Source organism: Nocardioides sp. CER19 (assembly GCF_029846275.1).
GTDB lineage: Bacteria > Actinomycetota > Actinomycetes > Propionibacteriales > Nocardioidaceae > Nocardioides.
Genome location: NZ_JARVWS010000004.1, coordinates 318979 through 337021, shown reverse-complemented (window position 1 = coordinate 337021; position 18043 = coordinate 318979). Strand labels below are relative to the sequence as shown.

General features: G+C 70.8%; 15 protein-coding genes and 1 tRNA gene. 15 read left to right on the top strand and 1 reads right to left on the bottom strand.

Annotated features, from left to right (window positions below; all coding sequences use genetic code 11):
- The 13 genes from QDS12_RS21070 to pyk all read left to right on the top strand — a co-directional run bounded on the left by QDS12_RS21070 (nucleotide 1) and on the right by pyk (nucleotide 15591).
- A complete protein-coding gene (locus QDS12_RS21070; protein WP_279883502.1) occupies nucleotides 1-1788 on the top strand; it encodes an ABC transporter ATP-binding protein in 1788 nt (595 codons plus the stop codon).
- On the top strand, nucleotides 1785-2123 hold the full coding sequence (gene hisI, locus QDS12_RS21065) for a phosphoribosyl-AMP cyclohydrolase (RefSeq protein ID WP_279882830.1): 339 nt from the start codon (nucleotides 1785-1787) through the stop codon (nucleotides 2121-2123). The genes QDS12_RS21070 and hisI overlap by 4 nt, the downstream gene beginning before the upstream one ends.
- Nucleotides 2120-2662, top strand: a complete 543-nt coding sequence (locus tag QDS12_RS21060) for a Trp biosynthesis-associated membrane protein (protein WP_279882828.1) — start codon at nucleotides 2120-2122, stop codon at nucleotides 2660-2662. Before hisI ends, QDS12_RS21060 begins: the two co-directional genes overlap by 4 nt.
- A 43-nt stretch (nucleotides 2663-2705) precedes the next feature.
- Entirely contained in the window at nucleotides 2706-2903 is a 198-nt protein-coding gene (locus QDS12_RS21055) for an HGxxPAAW family protein (RefSeq protein ID WP_279882826.1), read from the top strand.
- Nucleotides 2904-2907: 4 nt separating this feature from the next.
- The gene (locus tag QDS12_RS21050) at nucleotides 2908-3342 is read left to right on the top strand and encodes a DUF2752 domain-containing protein (RefSeq protein WP_279882824.1); all 435 of its coding nucleotides are present in this window, start codon (nucleotides 2908-2910) and stop codon (nucleotides 3340-3342) included.
- Nucleotides 3343-3437: 95 nt separating this feature from the next.
- On the top strand, nucleotides 3438-4232 hold the full coding sequence (trpC, locus tag QDS12_RS21045) for an indole-3-glycerol phosphate synthase TrpC (RefSeq protein ID WP_279882822.1): 795 nt from the start codon (nucleotides 3438-3440) through the stop codon (nucleotides 4230-4232).
- The gene (trpB, locus tag QDS12_RS21040; RefSeq protein ID WP_279882820.1) at nucleotides 4229-5449 is read left to right on the top strand and encodes a tryptophan synthase subunit beta; all 1221 of its coding nucleotides are present in this window, start codon (nucleotides 4229-4231) and stop codon (nucleotides 5447-5449) included. The genes trpC and trpB overlap by 4 nt, the downstream gene beginning before the upstream one ends.
- 49 nt (nucleotides 5450-5498) lie before the next feature.
- Complete coding sequence (trpA, locus tag QDS12_RS21035) at nucleotides 5499-6296, top strand: tryptophan synthase subunit alpha (RefSeq protein WP_279882818.1); 798 nt, start codon at nucleotides 5499-5501, stop codon at nucleotides 6294-6296.
- Nucleotides 6289-6906, top strand: coding sequence for an SCO family protein (locus QDS12_RS21030; RefSeq protein WP_279882816.1), 618 nt, complete (start codon nucleotides 6289-6291; stop codon nucleotides 6904-6906). Before trpA ends, QDS12_RS21030 begins: the two co-directional genes overlap by 8 nt.
- Entirely contained in the window at nucleotides 6903-7787 is an 885-nt protein-coding gene (lgt, locus tag QDS12_RS21025; RefSeq protein ID WP_279882814.1) for a prolipoprotein diacylglyceryl transferase, read from the top strand. The genes QDS12_RS21030 and lgt overlap by 4 nt, the downstream gene beginning before the upstream one ends.
- A 166-nt stretch (nucleotides 7788-7953) precedes the next feature.
- Nucleotides 7954-12522 (top strand): glutamate synthase large subunit, encoded by a 4569-nt coding sequence (gene gltB / locus QDS12_RS21020; protein WP_279882812.1) that lies wholly within the window; start codon nucleotides 7954-7956, stop codon nucleotides 12520-12522.
- Nucleotides 12515-13981 carry a glutamate synthase subunit beta gene (locus tag QDS12_RS21015; protein WP_279882810.1) on the top strand — a complete coding sequence of 489 codons (1467 nt, stop codon included), beginning with the start codon at nucleotides 12515-12517 and terminating at the stop codon, nucleotides 13979-13981. The genes gltB and QDS12_RS21015 overlap by 8 nt, the downstream gene beginning before the upstream one ends.
- A gap of 143 nt (nucleotides 13982-14124) precedes the next feature.
- Nucleotides 14125-15591 (top strand): pyruvate kinase, encoded by a 1467-nt coding sequence (gene pyk, locus QDS12_RS21010; RefSeq protein ID WP_279882808.1) that lies wholly within the window; start codon nucleotides 14125-14127, stop codon nucleotides 15589-15591.
- 216 nt (nucleotides 15592-15807) lie between these two features.
- Here the strand turns inward: pyk and QDS12_RS21005 are convergent.
- A tRNA-Leu gene (locus QDS12_RS21005) sits at nucleotides 15808-15880 on the bottom strand.
- A gap of 82 nt (nucleotides 15881-15962) precedes the next feature.
- On the opposite strand from QDS12_RS21005, the gene QDS12_RS21000 reads away from it, so the two are divergent.
- Nucleotides 15963-16565 carry a response regulator gene (locus QDS12_RS21000; protein WP_279882806.1) on the top strand — a complete coding sequence of 201 codons (603 nt, stop codon included), beginning with the start codon at nucleotides 15963-15965 and terminating at the stop codon, nucleotides 16563-16565.
- A gap of 267 nt (nucleotides 16566-16832) precedes the next feature.
- Nucleotides 16833-17990 (top strand): branched-chain amino acid ABC transporter substrate-binding protein, encoded by a 1158-nt coding sequence (locus tag QDS12_RS20995; protein ID WP_279882804.1) that lies wholly within the window; start codon nucleotides 16833-16835, stop codon nucleotides 17988-17990.
- Nucleotides 17991-18043 lie beyond the last annotated feature (53 nt).

Below are 18043 nucleotides of genomic sequence, written 5' to 3'. Positions count from 1 at the left end.
ATGAGCACCGGCGCCGACCTCGGCGCGATCGAGACGCTGCGACGCGGTGTCCGGCACTCGCCGGAGCTGACCGCAGGCATCCGCGTGACGCTCGCGCTCGCGGTCCTGGCCAGCGCCGGCCAGGTCGTCGTACCGATCGCCGTCCAGCAGACCCTCGACAAGGGCATCGGCGCGAAGGGCGGCCCCGACGTCGCCTTCACGCTCGCGGCCGTGGCGATCAGCGCGGTGGCCATCGTGCTGACCGCCTGCTCGTCCTACCTCATGACGAGCCGGCTCTTCACCGCCTCGGAGCGCGGGCTCGCGACGCTGCGGACCAAGGCGTTCCGCCACGTCCACGACCTCCCGATGCTCACCCAGAACACCGAGCGCCGCGGCGCCCTGGTGAGCCGGGTGACCAGCGACGTCGACCAGGTGAGCCAGTTCCTCGTCTTCGGCGGGCTGCTCTTCGTCGTCAGCGTCGGTCAGATGCTGGTGGCGACGGTCGTGATGGCCGTCTACTCGTGGCAGCTCGCCCTCGTCGTCTGGGTCTGCTTCGCGCCGCTCTTCCTCAGCATCAGGTGGTTCCAGCGCAAGCTCAGCCACGCCTACACCGTCGTCCGGCAGACGGTCGGCGCGCTGCTGTCGGCCGTCTCGGAGCCGGTCGTCGGCGCGGCGGTGGTCAAGGCGTACGCCGTCGAGGCGCGCACGCAGCAGCGCATCGACGCCGCCGTCGACGCCAACATGGCGGCGCAGACCCAGGCGCAGCGGTTCACGGTCTTCTCGTTCTCGCTGGGTGGCATCTCCGCCGGCTTCGCCAACGCCGGCGTGCTCCTGGTCGGCGTCTGGCTCGGGACGGAGACGGGCGTCGACATGACCGCCGGCAAGGTGCTCGCCTTCGCGTTCCTGGTGACCCTGTTCGTCGGGCCCGTGCAGATGGGCACCCAGATCCTCACCGACGGCCAGAACGCGATAGCGAGCTGGCGCCGCGTGATCGGCGTCCTCGAGACGCCGGCCGACCTCGACGACCCCGGCGAGGCGGGCAGCACGCTGCCGCGCGGACCGATCGACGTGCGCTTCGACCACGTGACGTTCGCCTACCCCGGCGGCCGGCCGGTCCTGCACGACGTCGACCTCGCCATCGCGGCCGGCCGGCGCGTCGCGGTCGTGGGGGAGACCGGGAGCGGCAAGTCGACGATTGCCAAGCTGCTCACCCGGCTGATGGACCCGACCGAGGGCGCCGTGCTGCTCGACGGCACCGACCTGCGGCAGATCCGACAGGAGAGCCTGCGCAGCAGCGTCGTGCTGGTGCCGCAGGAAGGGTTCCTCTTCGACGACACGATCGCGGCGAACGCCCGCTACGGCCGGCTCGACGCGTCGTACGACGAGATCGGCCGTGCCGCCGACGAGCTGGGTCTCGGCGACTGGCTCGCGGGCCTCCCGCGCGGCCTCGACACCCGCGCCGGCCAGCGCGGTGAGTCGCTCAGCGCCGGCGAGCGGCAGCTCGTCGCCTTGCTGCGCGCCCAGCTGGCAGACCCGGACCTGCTCGTCCTCGACGAGGCCACCAGCGCCGTCGACCCCGCCCTCGAGATGCGGATCGGCCGGGCGCTGGAACGGCTGATGGCCGGCCGCACCAGCGTCACCATCGCGCACCGCCTCAGCACCGCCGAGGCGGCCGACGAGGTCGTCGTCGTCGACGCCGGCCGGATCGTCCAGCGCGGGCCGCACAGCGAGCTGGTCACCCAGCAGGGCTCGGTCTACGACCGCCTGCACCGGTCGTGGGTGGCCCAGCAGGGGATAATCGACGCGTGAGCAGTCTCGACCCCACCATCGCCGCACGCCTCAAGCGCAATCCGGACGGACTCGTCCCGGCGGTGGTGCAGCAGCACGACACCGGCGAGGTCCTCATGCTCGGCTGGATGGACGACGAGGCGCTCGCCCGCACGCTGACGACCGGCCGGGCGACCTACTGGTCCCGCAGCCGTGAGGAGTACTGGGTCAAGGGCGAGACCTCCGGCCACCGGCAGTGGGTGAAGGAGGTCAGGCTCGACTGCGACGGTGACACCCTGCTGGTGAAGGTCGACCAGGAAGGCCCCGCGTGCCACACGGGCGACCGCACCTGCTTCGACGCCGACCGGCTCTCATGAGGTCCTTCTGGCCCACCGTCCTGCTCGGCGTCGCCGGCGCCGGGGTCGCCGCCTACGCCGGCGCCCAGGACTGGGTCCACATCGAGGCCGGCGGCGACCCGATCACGGCCGTCGGGGTCAGCCTGGACAGCCCGTCCACGACATCGCTCGCGCTCGTCGCGCTCGCCGCCTGGGGCGTCTTCCTGGTCACCCGGGGGATGTTCCGCCGCGTGGTCGCCGGGATCGCCGCGTTCGCCTCGATCGCCCCCGTCCCGGGGGTGTGGAGCACACGTCACCACCTCCTCCACACCCACACCGACTCGGTCGGCACCGCCTGGCCCTGGGTGGCCGTCGTGGGCTGCGTCGTCGCCTGCGCCGCCGCGGTGGTCGCGGTGGTCAAGGCGCCCGGCTGGCCCGAGATGGGGCGCCGGTACGACGCTCCCGCCGGTGCCGAGACCCGCGCGGTCCCGCTCGAGGAGCAGTCCAGCATCGACGTCTGGAAGGCGCTGGACCAGGGACAGGACCCGACCGCCCGCCAGACCCCCGAGCGGCCTGAATAGACTGCTGCCGCACGACCCGCCGTACCTCGTCGAAGGAGCCCGCATGTCCGAGAGCCACGGAAACACCCCGGCCGCCTGGAGCGCCGTCTGCGTGGCGCTGCTGGGCTTCGTCGTCGGCAGTGTGGGCCTCATGCTGGACCCGGTCAGCTACACGATCTTCTGGATCGGCGTCGCTCTCGTCGTCGTGTCGGCCGTCGTCTTCGGCGTGCTGGCCAAGCTCGGCTACCACGGCGGCCACTAGTCCCATGACGGCGCTGCTCGCTCCCGAGTCGCCGCTGACGCGGCGGGAGCGACTGCGCCTGCCCCTGCTGACCGTCGGCGGCCTCGGAGCCGCGACGCTCGCGCTCTATCTCCGTGACCCCCACCAGCGGGGCAGCTGGGGTGTCTGCCCGCTCTCGCTGGCGGGCATCTACTGCCCCGGGTGCGGCGGGCTGCGCGCCGTCAACGACCTCACCCACGGCGAGGTCGGGTCGGCCGCCTCCAGCAACCTGCTCGTGACCGTCGGGATCCCGGTCGCCGTCGTGCTGCTGGCCCTCTGGATCCTGCGGGCCTGGCGCGGCACGCCGCCGCGGCAGCTGCCGGCCGGCGTACGCCGCGTCCTGTGGTGGGGAGCCGCCGCCGTCACGCTCGCCTTCTTCGTGGTCCGCAACACACCTCAGGGCGCCTGGCTGGCCCCCTGACGCGCCGCCGTCTCAGCAGGCCCGGCCGGGGGGAAACGGTTGGGGTCAGCATGAAACACTCGGAGTCGGCAGCGACGTCGTGGGAGAGGATCACAGTGGCCCAGGTAGAGGGTGTGCTCGGCGAGATCATCGCCGGCGTCCGCATCGACCTCGAGGAGCGCCGGGCCGGCACCAGCGAGGCCGACCTGCGTGCCGCGCTGGCCGACGTCGACGCCCCCCGTGACCCGATGCCGCACTTCCGCGGCGCCGGCAGCAGCGTGATCGCCGAGGTCAAGCGCAAGAGCCCGAGCAAGGGCGCGCTCGCCGAGATCCCCGACCCGGCCGTCCTCGCGCAGGCCTACGAGCGCGGGGGAGCGGCGGCCATCAGCGTGCTGACCGAGCAGCGCCGGTTCGGCGGCAGCCTCGCCGACCTGCGAGCCGTCCGGGCCGCGGTCGACACCCCGATCCTGCGCAAGGACTTCATCGTCGACGCCTACCAGCTGCTCGAGGCCCGCGCCGCCGGCGCCGACCTCGCCCTGCTCATCGTGGCCGCCCTGGACGACGACGAGCTGAAGCGCCTGCACGACACCGCCCGGGAGCTCGGTCTCACCGTGCTCGTGGAGGTCCACGACGAGCCGGAGACCGAGCGCGCGGTCGCACTCGGGGCGGAGCTGATCGGTGTCAACGCGCGCAACCTCAAGACGCTCGCCGTCCACGAGGACACGTTCGGCCGGCTGGCGCCGCTCGTCCCCGACGACCGGGTCAAGGTCGCCGAGTCCGGCATCTTCAGCGCCGTCGACGTGAAGCGGTTCGTCGGTGAGGGCGCCCGGGCCGTCCTCGTCGGCGAGGCGCTCGTGAAGGACGGCGACCCGGAGACGGCGGTCCGCAGCATGACAGGAGTGACGGCATGACCACCCACCTCGGCGAGAAGTCGTCGTACGACGCGGACGCGCGCGGCTGGTTCGGCGGGCCCCTAGAAGGCTTCGGCGGCAAGTTCATGCCCGAGGCGCTGATGAAGGCGCTCGACGAGCTCGACCTCGCCTGGCAGGGCGCGAAGGCCGACCAGGCGTTCGTCGCCGAGTTCGACGCCATCCTGCGCGACTACGCGAACCTGCCGAGCCCGCTCTACGAGGCCAAGCGGCTCTCGGAGAAGGTTGGTCGGCGGATCCTGCTCAAGCGCGAGGACCTCAACCACACCGGCGCCCACAAGATCCGCAACGTCCTCGGCCAGGCGCTGCTCACCCGCCGGATGGGCAAGACCCGGGTCATCGCCGAGACCGGCGCGGGCCAGCACGGGGTGGCCAGCGCCACCGCGGCGGCCTACTTCGGCCTGGACTGCACCGTCTACATGGGGAAGGTCGACACCGAGCGGCAGGCGCTCAACGTGGCCCGCATGCGGCTGCTCGGGGCCGAGGTGATCCCGGTCGACAGCGGCTCCGCGACCCTCAAGGACGCCATCAACGAGGCGCTGCGCGACTGGGTCGCCAGCGTCGACACCACCGCCTACCTCTTCGGAACGGCCGCCGGGCCGCACCCGTTCCCGACGCTGGTGCGCGACCTGACCCGCGGCATCGGCGACGAGGCCCGCGCCCAGTGCCTCGAGAAGTACGGTGCCCTGCCGGACGCGATCGCCGCCTGCGTCGGCGGAGGCTCGAACGCCATCGGGCTGTTCACGGCGTTCCTCGACGACACCGAGGTGCGGATCTACGGCTTCGAGGCCGGCGGGGAGGGCTTCGAGACCGGTCGGCACGCCGCCACGATCACGGCCGGTGAGACGGGCGTCCTGCACGGCGCCCGGACGTTCCTGCTCCAGGACGAGGACGGCCAGACGATCGAGTCGCACTCGATCTCGGCCGGCCTGGACTACCCGGGGGTCGGGCCGCAGCACTCGTGGCTGGCCAAGACCGGTCGGGCGTCCTACCAGCCGGTGACCGACCAGGAGGCGATGGACGCGTTCTCGCTGCTGTCGCGCACCGAGGGCATCATCCCCGCGATCGAGTCGGCGCACGCCGTCGCCGGCGCGCTGCGGATCGCGCCCGAGCTGCCCGAGGGCGCGACGATCCTGGTCAACCTGAGTGGGCGCGGCGACAAGGACATGGGCACGGCGATGGAGTGGTTCGACCTGTGAACGCCCCCTTGACATGCTCGCTTCGCTCCGCCTTGAACGGGGACCCCCTATGAGCACGACGACTGCGTTCGAGAAGGCGAAGGCCGACGGCCGCGCCGCCCTGGTCGGCTACCTGCCGGCCGGGTTCCCCGACGTCGACGGTGGCATCGAGGCACTGCGCGCGATGGTCGCGGCAGGCTGCGACATCATCGAGATCGGTCTGCCCTACAGCGACCCGGTGATGGACGGTCCCACCGTCCAGGCGGCCGCGCAGCAGGCCCTGGACAACGGTTTCCGCACCACCGACGTGCTCCGCACCGTGGAGGCGGTCGCCGAGACCGGAGTCCCGACCGTCGTGATGACCTACTGGAACCCGGTCGCGCGCTACGGCGTCGAGCGGTTCGCGACCGACCTCGCCAACGCCGGCGGGGCCGGGCTCATCACCCCTGACATCACCCCTGACTACGCCGACGCGTGGGTCGCGGCCGCCGACGCCCACACCCTCGACAAGATCTTCCTGGTCTCTCCCTCGAGCACCGACGACCGGATCGCGATGACGACCGCCGCCAGCCGCGGGTTCGTCTACGCGACCGCCGTCATGGGCGTCACCGGTACCCGTACGACCACCTCTGACCTCGCGGCGCCCCTTGTCGCACGCACCAAGGCGACGACCGACCTGCCGGTCGGCGTCGGGCTGGGCGTGTCCAACGGCGACCAGGCCGCCGAGATCGCGGCGTACGCCGACGGCGTGATCGTCGGCAGCGCGTTCGTGCGGGCCGTGCTGGACAACGCCGGCGACCGGAAGGCGGCGCTCCGGGCGCTGACGGTGCTCACCGAGGACCTGGCCGCGGGCGTGAGGCGTGCGTAAGGCGCTCGTCGCCCTCCTCTCCGCTGGCCTCACTGCTGGGCTGCTCGCCGGGTGCGGCAGCGGGGGAGACACGAAGTTCACCGGCATCACGCACGCGCCCTACCGCGTCTCGGCGACGCCGCTGACGGACACCGACGGGTCGCCGTACTCGCTGACGAAGGACACGACGAAGCCGCTCACCCTGGTCTTCTTCGGCTACACCCACTGCCCCGACATCTGCCCGATGGTCATGTCCAACGTCGCGAGCGCGATGACGCGGCTCGACGACGCCGACCGCAAGAAGGTCGACGTCGTGTTCGTCACGACGGACCCGGCCCGTGACACCCAGGCGGTGCTGCGCGGCTACCTCGACCACTACGACCCGGCCTTCATCGGGCTCACCGGCGACCTGAAGACGATCGTCGACATCGCCAAGCCGCTCGCGGTGTACGTTGCGGACGGCAGCAAGCTGCCGAGCGGTGGCTACGACCTCAACACCCACTCCACCCAGGTCAGCGCGATCGGGAGCGACGACACCAGCACGGTGCTGTGGGACATGGACACGTCCTCCGCACAGTTCGCCGCCGACATCCAGGCGATCCTCCATGGGAAGGCCCCGAAGGAATCATGACGGTCTCCGCGCTGGTCCCGCTGAGCATCCCCAGCCCGTCCAACGGCGTCTGGCACCTCGGGCCCGTGCCGATCCGCGGTTACGCGCTGTCCATCGTGCTCGGCATCATCGCCGCTGTCTGGATCAGCGAGCGACGCTGGGTCGCCCGCGGTGGCAGGTCGGGGGAGATCCAGGACGTCGCGCTCTGGGCCGTCCCGTTCGGCGTCGTCGGGGCGCGGCTCTACCACGTCGCCACCGACCACGACCTCTACTTCGGCGCGGGCCGCAGTGCCTGGAACATCCTCTACGTCTGGCACGGGGGCCTGGGCATCTGGGGCGGCATCGCCGGCGGCGCGCTCGGCGCCTACATCTGCGCCCGGCGCAAGCACATCCTCATGCGACCCCTTCTCGACGTCGTCGCGCCGACGCTGCTCGTCGCCCAGGCCATCGGCCGATGGGGCAACTGGTTCAACCAGGAGCTCTACGGCCGGCCGACCGACCTGCCCTGGGGCCTGAAGATCGACGAGACCCACCGGGTGCCCGGCTACGAGCACTACGCCACGTTCCACCCGACGTTCCTCTACGAGTGCCTCTGGAACCTGGCGGGCTTCGCCGTGATCGTCTGGCTGGAGCGCCGATTCCGCATCGGCTACGGCCGGGTGATGGCCCTCTACGTGATGATCTACACCGCCGGCCGGTTCTGGATCGAGCAGCTGCGCATCGACACCGTCGAGCTGCACGACGTGCTCGGGGTCCGCTTCAACGTGTGGACGTCGGTCGTCCTCTTCGTCGCGGCCCTGGCCTACTTCGTGTGGAGCCTGCGGCGGAACCCCGGCCGTGAGCCGCAGCTGTACGCCGAGCCGCAGGACGAGACCCCGGCGCAGCCGGCCGAGACCGACTGACGGGAGCCGCCGTGCGACGTCCCGTCACACGGTGGTAACCTTCGCGTATCGCGTGGGCCAATGCCGTCCCTTGCACGATCCGTTCTTTGCCGAATCGCATGGCACACGCCCAGCCCTCGTCCGGTCTGACGCGTGCGCGTGCACGAAGTCGACGGGAGAGCAGCCGGTGCCCTACTCGCACTCGTTCCCCCCGCCCCAGGGCCTCTACGACCCCCGTTTCGAGCGTGACGCTTGCGGCGTGGCGTTCGTGGCGACCCTGACCGGCGTCCCCAGCCATGAGATCGTCCAGCAGGGCATCACCGCCCTGAGGAACCTCGACCACCGCGGCGCTGCGGGGGCCGAGGTCAACTCCGGTGACGGGGCTGGCATCCTCCTCCAGGTCCCCGACGAGTTCCTCCGCGCCGTCGCCGCGGAGAGCGGGATCGGGGAGCTGCCCACCGCCGGCGCGTACGCCGTCGGCACCGCGTTCCTCCCCGGCGACGCCGACGAGGTGGCCAAGGCCAAGCAGCGCATCGAGGAGATCGCGGCCGAGGAGGGCCTCGACGTCCTCGGCTGGCGCACCGTCCCGGTCGACCCGACGACGCTCGGCCCGACGGCGCGCGCCGTCATGCCGGCGTTCGAGCAGATCTTCGTGGCCGGTGCCGGCCGCCGTGTCACGGGCATGGCGCTGGAGCGCCTCGCGTTCGTGCTGCGCAAGCGCGCCGAGCGCGAGACCGACGCCTACTTCCCGTCGCTCTCCAACCGCACCCTGGTCTACAAGGGCATGCTGACGACCGCTCAGCTCGCCGACGTCTTCCCGGACCTGAACGACGAGCGGATGGCCTCGGCGATCGCCGTCGTCCACTCGCGCTTCTCGACCAACACGTTCCCCAGCTGGCCGCTGAGCCACCCGTTCCGGTTCATCGCCCACAACGGCGAGATCAACACGGTCATGGGCAACCGCAACTGGATGCGGGCCCGCGAGGCGCTGCTCGAGTCCGACCTCATCCCGGGCGACCTGGACCGGATCTTCCCGATCTGCACGCCCGGTGCGTCCGACTCGGCGAGCTTCGACGAGGTGCTCGAGCTGCTGCACATGGGCGGGCGGAGCCTGCCGCACGCCGTGCTGATGATGATCCCGGAGGCCTGGGAGAACCACGGCGAGATGGACGCCCAGCGACGGGCGTTCTACGAGTTCCACTCCACGCTGATGGAGCCCTGGGACGGCCCCGCGAACGTCGTCTTCACCGACGGCGGCCAGGTCGGCGCGGTCCTCGACCGCAACGGCCTGCGCCCCGGGCGCTACTGGGTGACCGACGACGGCATGGTCGTCTACGCGTCCGAGGCCGGCGTGCTCCACGGCATCGACCCGGCGAAGGTGGTCCGCAAGGGCCGCATGCAGCCGGGCCGGATGTTCCTCGTCGACACCGACGAGCACCGGATCATCGAGGACGACGAGATCAAGGCCGAGCTGGCCGCGGAGCACCCCTACGACGAGTGGCTCCACGCCGGGCTCATCCGGCTCGAGGACGTCCCGGACCGCGAGCACATCATCCACACGCACGCCTCGGTCACCCGCCGCCAGCAGGTGTTCGGCTACACCGAGGAGGAGCTCCGCGTCCTCCTCACGCCGATGGCCAACACCGGCGCGGAGCCGATCGGCTCGATGGGCACCGACAGCCCCATCGCGGCGCTGAGCGAGAAGCCGCGGCTGCTGTTCGACTACTTCGCGCAGCTGTTCGCGCAGGTCACCAACCCGCCGCTGGACGCGATCCGCGAGGAGCTGGTCACCAGCCTCGCGGGCACGATCGGGCCCGAGACCAACCTGCTCGACCCGTCGCCCGCGTCGTGCCGCCAGGTCGTGCTGCCCTTCCCGGTGATCTCCAACGACGACCTGGCCAAGATCCGTCAGATCAACCGCGACGGCGACATGCCGGGGTTCATCACGCACGTCTCCCGGGGCCTGTACGACGTCCACGGGGGCGGGGCCGCGATGGCCGCCCGGATCGACGAGATCTGTGCCGAGGTGTCGGCGGCGATCGCTGGCGGCGCCCGGATCATCCTGCTCAGCGACCGGCACTCCACCGCCGACCTGGCCCCGATCCCGTCGCTGCTGCTCACCGGTGCGATCCACCACCACCTGGTCCGCGAGAAGACCCGCACCCAGGTCGGCCTGCTGGTCGAGGCCGGTGACGTCCGCGAGGTGCACCACGTCGCCCTCCTGGTCGGCTACGGCGCCACCGCGGTCAACCCCTACCTCGCGATGGAGTCCGTGGAGGACCTCGCCCGCGAGGGTCACTACGTCAAGACCGACCCCGAGGTCGCCGTCAAGCACCTCATCAAAGCGCTCGGCAAGGGCGTCCTCAAGGTCATGTCGAAGATGGGCGTCTCGACGGTCGCGTCCTACATGGGCGCCCAGATCTTCGAGGCCGTCGGGCTGTCGCAGGCGGTCGTCGACAAGTACTTCACCGGCACCGTCTCCAAGCTCGGCGGCGTCGACCTCGACGTGATCGCCGAGGAGGTGGCCAAGCGGCACGCGACGGCGTACCCCCGCGACGGGGTGGCGCCGGCGCACCGCGAGCTCGCGATCGGCGGCGAGTACCAGTGGCGCCGCGAGGGCGAGCCGCACCTGTTCGACCCGGAGACCGTCTTCCGGCTCCAGCACGCGACGCGGGCGGGCCGCTACGACATCTTCAAGCAGTACACCGAGCGCGTGGACGAGCAGTCCGAGCGGCTGATGACGCTGCGCGGCCTGTTCCGCTTCAAGGGCGCCGAGGAGACCGGCCGGCAGCCGATCCCGATCGACGAGGTCGAGCCGGTGGAGTCGATCGTGAAGCGGTTCTCGACCGGTGCGATGTCCTACGGCTCCATCTCCAAGGAGGCGCACGAGACCCTCGCCATCGCCATGAACATGCTGGGCGCGAAGTCCAACACCGGCGAGGGGGGCGAGGACCCGGAGCGGCTCTACGACCCGACCCGCCGCAGCGCGATCAAGCAGGTCGCGTCGGGCCGGTTCGGCGTCACGAGCGAGTACCTCACCAACGCCGACGACATCCAGATCAAGATGGCCCAGGGCGCCAAGCCCGGCGAGGGCGGCCAGCTGCCCGGCCACAAGGTCTACCCGTGGGTGGCCAAGACCCGGCACTCGACCCCGGGTGTCGGCCTGATCAGCCCGCCGCCGCACCACGACATCTACTCGATCGAGGACCTGGCGCAGCTGATCCACGACCTCAAGAACGCCAACCCGAGCGCCCGCGTCCACGTGAAGCTGGTCGCGGAGGTCGGTGTCGGCACGGTCGCGGCGGGCGTCTCGAAGGCGCACGCCGACGTCGTGCTCATCTCCGGCCACGACGGCGGGACCGGCGCCTCGCCGCTCACGTCGCTCAAGCACGCGGGCGGCCCGTGGGAGCTCGGGCTCGCCGAGGCGCAGCAGACGCTGCTCCTCAACGGCCTGCGCGACCGGATCGTGGTGCAGACCGACGGCCAGCTCAAGACCGGTCGCGACGTCGTCGTCGCCGCGCTGCTGGGTGCGGAGGAGTACGGCTTCGCCACCGCCCCGCTCGTGGTCGCAGGCTGCATCCTGATGCGGGTCTGCCACCTCGACACCTGCCCGGTGGGCGTCGCGACGCAGAACCCGCTGCTGCGCGAGCGGTTCACCGGCCAGGCCGAGCACGTCGTCAACTTCTTCCTCTACCTCGCCGAGGAGGTCCGCGAGCACCTCGCCGAGCTCGGCTTCCGCTCGCTGGACGAGGCCATCGGCCAGGTCGACGTGCTCGACGCCCGTCAGGCGATCGACCACTGGAAGGCGGCCGGGCTCGACCTGGCGCCGATCTTCCACAAGGTGGAGGTGCCGGGCCAGTTCGCCGCGCAGGACCTGCGGCGCACCAAGGCGCAGGACCACGGCCTGGCGAAGTCGCTCGACCTCAACACGCTGCTGCCGCTGGTGCGGCCCGCGATCGAGTCCGGGGAGCCCGTGCGCGCCCAGGTCGAGATCCGCAACGTCAACCGCACCGTCGGCACGATCATCGGCCACGAGGTCACCAAGAAGTACGGCGGCGCCGGGCTGCCCGACGGGACCATCGACCTGACCTTCACCGGGTCGGCCGGCCAGTCCTTCGGCGCGTTCCTGCCGACCGGCATCACGCTCCGGCTCGAGGGCGACGCCAACGACTACGTCGGCAAGGGCCTGTCCGGTGGCCGGATCGTCGTACGGCCCGACCGGGCGGCGACGTTCCGGGCGGACGAGCACATCATCGCGGGCAACACGATCGGCTACGGCGCGACGTCGGGCGAGATGTTCTTCCGCGGCGGCGTGGGGGAGCGGTGCTGCGTGCGCAACTCCGGTGCCACCGTCGTCACCGAGGGTGTCGGCGACCACGGCTGCGAGTACATGACCGGCGGCCGGGTGGTCGTCCTCGGCAGGACCGGCCGCAACTTCGCGGCCGGCATGTCGGGCGGCTACGCGTTCGTGCTGGACCTGAAGCCGCAGCGGGTCAACCCCGAGCTCGTCGAGCTCGGCCCGGTGCCGCGGAAGTACGCCGACGAGCTCAAGACCCTCGTGGTCAAGCACCTCGAGGAGACCGGCTCGGAGGTCGCCGAGACGCTGCTCGACGACTGGGAGGCCGCCCTGACGCGGTTCACCCTCGTCATGCCGAGCGACTACAAGCGGGTCCTCGAGGCCCAGGAGGAGGCCCTCGAGGAAGGCCTCGACGAGGACGAGGCTGCGGCCCGGATCATGGAGGTGCTGCATGGCTGACCCGAAGGGGTTCCTGAAGGCGGGCCGGGAGGTCGCGACCCGGCGACCGGTCGACGAGCGGGTTAAGGACTGGAACGAGGTCTACCCCGACGGCATCGGCCGGGCCCTGCTCCCGATCATCACCACCCAGGCCGGCCGCTGCATGGACTGCGGCATCCCGTTCTGCCACCAGGGCTGCCCGCTGGGCAACATCATCCCGGAGTGGAACGACCTGGTCTGGCGCAACGACTGGGAGGGCGCGATCGAGCGCCTGCACGCGACCAACAACTTCCCGGAGTTCACCGGCCGGCTCTGCCCGGCGCCGTGTGAGACCGCGTGCGTGCTCGGCATCAACCAGGACCCGGTGACCATCAAGAACGTCGAGGTCTCGATCATCGACAAGGCGTGGGAGTCGGGCTTCGTCCGGCCGCAGCCGCCGGAGTGGCTCTCGGGCAAGACGGTCGCCGTCGTGGGCTCCGGTCCCGCCGGCCTCGCCGCCGCCCAGCAGCTCACCCGCGCCGGCCACACGGTCGCCGTCTACGAGCGGGCCGACGCCATCGGCGGGCTGCTGCGCTACGGCATCCCCGAGTTCAAGATGGAGAAGAAGCACGTCGACCGGCGCCTCGAGCAGATGCGTCGCGAGGGCACCGTGTTCCGGACGGGCGTCGAGGTCGGGGTCGACATCACCGGCGACCAGCTACGGGGTCGGTACGACGCCGTCGTGCTCGCCATGGGTGCCACCGACGCCCGTGACCTGCCGGTGCCGGGCCGTGAGCTCACCGGCATCCACCAGGCGATGGAGTTCCTGCCCCAGTCCAACCGGGCCTCGCTCGGCCAGGACGTGGCGGGTCAGATCACCGCCAAGGACAAGCACGTCGTGATCATCGGCGGCGGCGACACCGGCGCTGACTGCCTCGGTACCTCGATCCGGCAGGGCGCCCAGTCGATCACCCAGCTCGAGATCATGCCCGAGCCGCCGCTCGACCGTCCGACCGGACAGCCGTGGCCGACGTACCCGATGGTCTTCCGGGTCTCCTCGGCCCACGAGGAGGGTGGCCAGCGGGTGTACTCGGCCTCGACCAAGGAGTTCCTGGGCGACGCCGACGGCAACGTCAAGGCGCTCAAGCTCGTCGAGGTGGAGTTCGTCGAGGGCAGGCTGGTCGAGAAGGAGGGCACCGAGCGGGAGATCCTGGCCGACCTGGTCCTCCTGGCGATGGGCTTCCTCGGTCCGGAGAAGCCGGGGCTCGTCGAGCAGCTCGGCGTCGACCTGGACCCGCGGGGCAACGTCGCCCGTGACGGCGCTTACGCCACCTCGGTCCCGGGCGTGTTCGCGGCCGGCGACGCCGGCCGTGGCCAGTCGCTCATCGTGTGGGCGATCGCCGAGGGCCGGGCGGCCGCGGCGGCTGTCGACAGCTACCTGACCGGCTCGACGACGCTGCCCGCGCCGATCAAGCCGACCGATCGTCCGCTCGCTGTCTGACACCTCCCGAGCGCCCGTCGGACCTGCTGTCGCAGGTCCGACGGGCGTTTCGCTCGGTGGCCCGCGGCGTTACCGGCGGGGTTACCCGCGGGTTCGTGACCCGGCTCTCATTGGAACGATCCAGGACGCTAGGGTGGGACCCCGTGAGGCGAGCGAAGATCGTGTGTACGTTGGGTCCCGCTGTCGGGACGGAACGCCGCATCAAGGAACTGGTGTACGCCGGGATGGACATCGCCCGGCTGAACATGAGTCACGGCAGTCACGAGGACCACGCGGAGAACTACCGGCTCGTCCGCGACGCCTCCGACGCCAGTGGCAAGAGCGTCGGCATCCTGGCCGACCTGCAGGGTCCGAAGATCCGCCTCGAGACGTTCCGGCCCACGGCCGACGGCGCGAAGTGGCAGCTGCGCCGCGGGCAGGCGTGGACCATCACGGTCCGCGACGTCGAGGGTGACGACACGATCTGCGGGACGACGTACAAGGGGCTGCCCGGCGACGTCGGCGTGGGCGACACGCTCCTCATCGACGACGGCAAGATCCGCCTGCGCGTGACGGGCATCGAGAACGGCACCGACGTGCAGACCGAGGTGCTCGTCGGCGGCCCGATCAGCAACAACAAGGGCATCAACCTCCCCGGCGTCGCCGTGTCCGTCCCGGCGCTGTCCGAGAAGGACATCGAGGACCTGCGCTTCGCGCTCAAGCTGGGCGTCGACTTCGTCGCGCTGTCGTTCGTGCGCAACGCCGCCGACGCCGAGGACGTCCGCAAGATCATGCGCGAGGAAGGGATCAGCGTCCCGATCATCGCCAAGATCGAGAAGCCGCAGGCCATCGACAACCTCGACGAGATCGTCGAGGCGTTCGACGCGTTCATGGTCGCCCGCGGCGACCTCGGCGTCGAGTGCCCGCTCGAGGAGGTGCCGTTCCTCCAGAAGCGGATCGTCGAGAAGGCGCGCCTCAACGCCAAGCCGGTCATCGTCGCCACCCAGATGCTCGAGTCGATGATCACCAACCCGCAGCCGACCCGCGCCGAGGCCTCCGACGTCGCGAACGCCGTCCTCGACGGAACCGACGCCGTCATGCTCTCGGCCGAGACCAGCGTGGGCGACTACCCGATCCACACCGTCGAGACGATGGCCCGGATCATCGCCGCCACGGAGACCCACGCCTTCGAGCAGGGCAGGCTCGCGCCGCTGCCCTGGGACCCGCACACCCGGTCCGGCGTGATCGCGAAGGCCGCCCAGGAGGTCGCCGAGCGCGTCGGGGCGAAGTACCTCGTCGCGTTCACCACCTCCGGTGACTCCGCCCGCCGCCTCTCCCGCCTGCGCGGCCCGATCCCGCTGCTGGCCTTCACGCCCCACTCCGTCGTCCGCTCCCAGCTCGCGCTGAGCTGGGGCGTCGAGACGTTCAAGGTCGCGGAGGTCGAGCACACCGACGAGATGGTGCGCCAGGTCGACGAGGGCCTGCTCCAGCTCGGCCGGATCGACGAGGGCGACCTCGTCGTCATCATCGCGGGCAGCCCGCCGGGAATCCCCGGCTCCACCAACGCGCTGCGCATCCACCGCATGGGCGACGCGATCAACGAGGTCGCCCCGGCGTACCGCCGCCTCTGATCCTCACCGCTCGACGAGGCTCGAGTGCCTCGGCCACCCCTGAGTGGTCGGGACGCTCAGGCCTCGTCGGCGTCTCGAGGGTGTCTGGCGGCCCTCGGCGTTGGTTCATCGAGGTATGCAGCCGAGTGCGCGCTTCCCCAGCGGAACTCCGCGTGGGAGGTGTCGGTTCGGCTGCATACCTCGACGAACATGCGCGGAACCAACGGGCGTAGCGAGTGCCCCGGGTGGGATTCGAACCCACACTGGATGGTGTTTGAGACCACTGCCTCTGCCGTTGGGCTACCGGGGCTACAGCCACCGAACGGTACCGGACCTGCGGCGCCGTATCGCACTCCGGGCTGCGACCGTGGGCGATGCCCTAACCTGACCCCGTGACCCAGCCCTCCGCTCCCCGCCGCACCGTCGTGATCGCCGAGGACGAGGTCCTGATCAGGATGGACCTGGCCGAGATGCTGGACGAGGAGGGCTACGACGTCGTCGGGCAGGCCGGCGACGGGCAGGCGGCGATCGAGCTCGCCGAGCAGCACAGGCCCGACCTGGTCATCCTCGACGTGAAGATGCCGGTCCTCGACGGGATCGCGGCGGCTGAGGCGATCGCCCGGCAGCGGATCGCGCCGGTCGTCATGCTGACCGCCTTCTCCCAGCGCGAGCTGGTCGAGCGCGCCCGCGACGCGGGCGCGATGGCCTATCTGGTCAAGCCGTTCACCGCCGGCGACCTGGTGCCGGCCATCGAGCTGGCGGTCAGCCGCTTCGCTGAGCTCTCCCACCTCGAGGCCGAGGTCGCCGGGCTGACCGAGCGGCTCGAGACCCGCAAGGCGGTCGACCGGGCCAAGAGCGTGCTGCAGGAGCAGCTCAGCCTCTCCGAGCCCGAGGCCTTCCGGTGGATCCAGAAGACCGCGATGGACCTGCGGCTGTCCATGCGGCAGGTCGCGGACGGCGTCATCGAGCACGGCCCCGGTGTCGCGAGCCCCTGAGCGATCGCATTGTCCGCCGTCCCACGACGATTTCGGCGGCGTACGACGCGTGTCGCCGGAGATCCCGTAACGCGGGCGTCACGCAGGTAACGGATTTGTCAGGATTGCCCGGCCTCTCCGTGAGATGTGTTCCGTACCACTGCCACAACGTGTACCTTCCCGCTGCAAGTGGGTGACTCCGGATCTCGAGAGGGTCGAGGTCCCAGGACGCCCACCCCCCACATGCTGCTGGCGAGGGTCGGTGGCACAGAAGGAAGTAGGAACGTCTTGCGACGAAACAAGTGGCTCGGCATCGGTGCCGTAGCGATCTCCCTGGGCCTGGCCGTGTCGGCCTGTGGCACGACCGACAACAAGTCGGGTGGCGGCAGCGGCTCGAAGGGCATCACGGCCAACATCGGCGTCATGGGCGCACTCTCGGGCGCGAACGCGTCGGTCGTCATCCCGTCGGTCAACGGCGCCGAGCTCGCGCTCAGCGAGTGGTCGGCCAAGCACCCCGACGACCACATCAAGCTGGTCAAGTTCGACTCCGAGGGTGACCCGGCCAAGGCCACCCCGCTCGCCACCAAGATGGCGACCGACAAGAGCTTCCTCGGCCTCATCGGCCCGGCGTTCTCGGGTGAGACCCGCGCGACCAAGTCCATCCTGGGCGGTGCCGGCCTGACCACGATCAGCCAGTCCGCGACGGCCACCGACCTCACGCTCGAGGACCCGTCGCCGACGTTCCACCGCGTCATCGGCTACGACGAGATCCAGGGCGCCGCGATCGCGAAGTACATCCAGTCGGTGCTCAACGCCAAGAAGGTCTTCGTCGTCGACGACTCGAGCACCTACGGCCAGCCGCTGGCCGACAAGGTGAAGTCCGTGCTCGGTGGCGCGGTGACCCAGAGCGACAAGGCGCAGACCGGTCAGACCGACTTCTCCGCCATCGTGTCGAAGGTCAAGGCCGCCAAGCCCGACGCCGTCTTCTACGCGGGCTACGCGGCCGAGGCCGGCCCGTTCCTCAAGCAGCTCCGCGACGGAGGCGTCACCGCGAAGTTCATCGGTGGCGACGGCCTCTACGGCGCCGACTTCCCGAAGGCGGCCGGCTCGGCCTCCGACGGCGCCATCGTGACCTGCCCCTGCGTCCCGGCCGAGAAGGTCGGCGGCACGTTCGCGCAGGACTACCAGAAGAAGTTCGGCGAGGCTCCGGGCGCGTACGCCGGTGAGGGCTACGACGCCATGACGATCTACCTCAAGGCGTTCGAGTCCGGCGCCAAGACCCGCGAGGCCGTCGAGAAGTTCGTCGACAGCTACGAGGGCCAGGGCCTGACCAAGACCTACAAGTTCGACGAGAAGGGCGACGTTGCTGCCGAGAACGTCGTCGTCTGGTCCTACAAGGTGCAGGGCGGAAACCTCGTCCCCGACCAGGAGATCTCGCTGGGCTGAGGCCTGCGGGCATGACCATCGGCGGGGCGGTCGGGAGCAATCCCCGGCCGCCC

Excerpts from the sequence above, each read along its gene's own strand:
- QDS12_RS21060 (WP_279882828.1), top strand. The coding sequence starts at position 2,120 with ATGAGGTCCTTCTGGCCCACCGTCCTGCTCGGCGTCGCCGGCGCCGGG.
- trpA (WP_279882818.1), top strand. The coding sequence starts at position 5,499 with ATGAGCACGACGACTGCGTTCGAGAAGGCGAAGGCCGACGGCCGCGCC.
- QDS12_RS21070 (WP_279883502.1), top strand. The coding sequence starts at position 1 with ATGAGCACCGGCGCCGACCTCGGCGCGATCGAGACGCTGCGACGCGGT.
- QDS12_RS21055 (WP_279882826.1), top strand. The coding sequence starts at position 2,706 with ATGTCCGAGAGCCACGGAAACACCCCGGCCGCCTGGAGCGCCGTCTGC.
- QDS12_RS21050 (WP_279882824.1), top strand. The coding sequence starts at position 2,908 with ATGACGGCGCTGCTCGCTCCCGAGTCGCCGCTGACGCGGCGGGAGCGA.
- trpB (WP_279882820.1), top strand. The coding sequence starts at position 4,229 with ATGACCACCCACCTCGGCGAGAAGTCGTCGTACGACGCGGACGCGCGC.
- QDS12_RS21015 (WP_279882810.1), top strand. The coding sequence starts at position 12,515 with ATGGCTGACCCGAAGGGGTTCCTGAAGGCGGGCCGGGAGGTCGCGACC.
- lgt (WP_279882814.1), top strand. The coding sequence starts at position 6,903 with ATGACGGTCTCCGCGCTGGTCCCGCTGAGCATCCCCAGCCCGTCCAAC.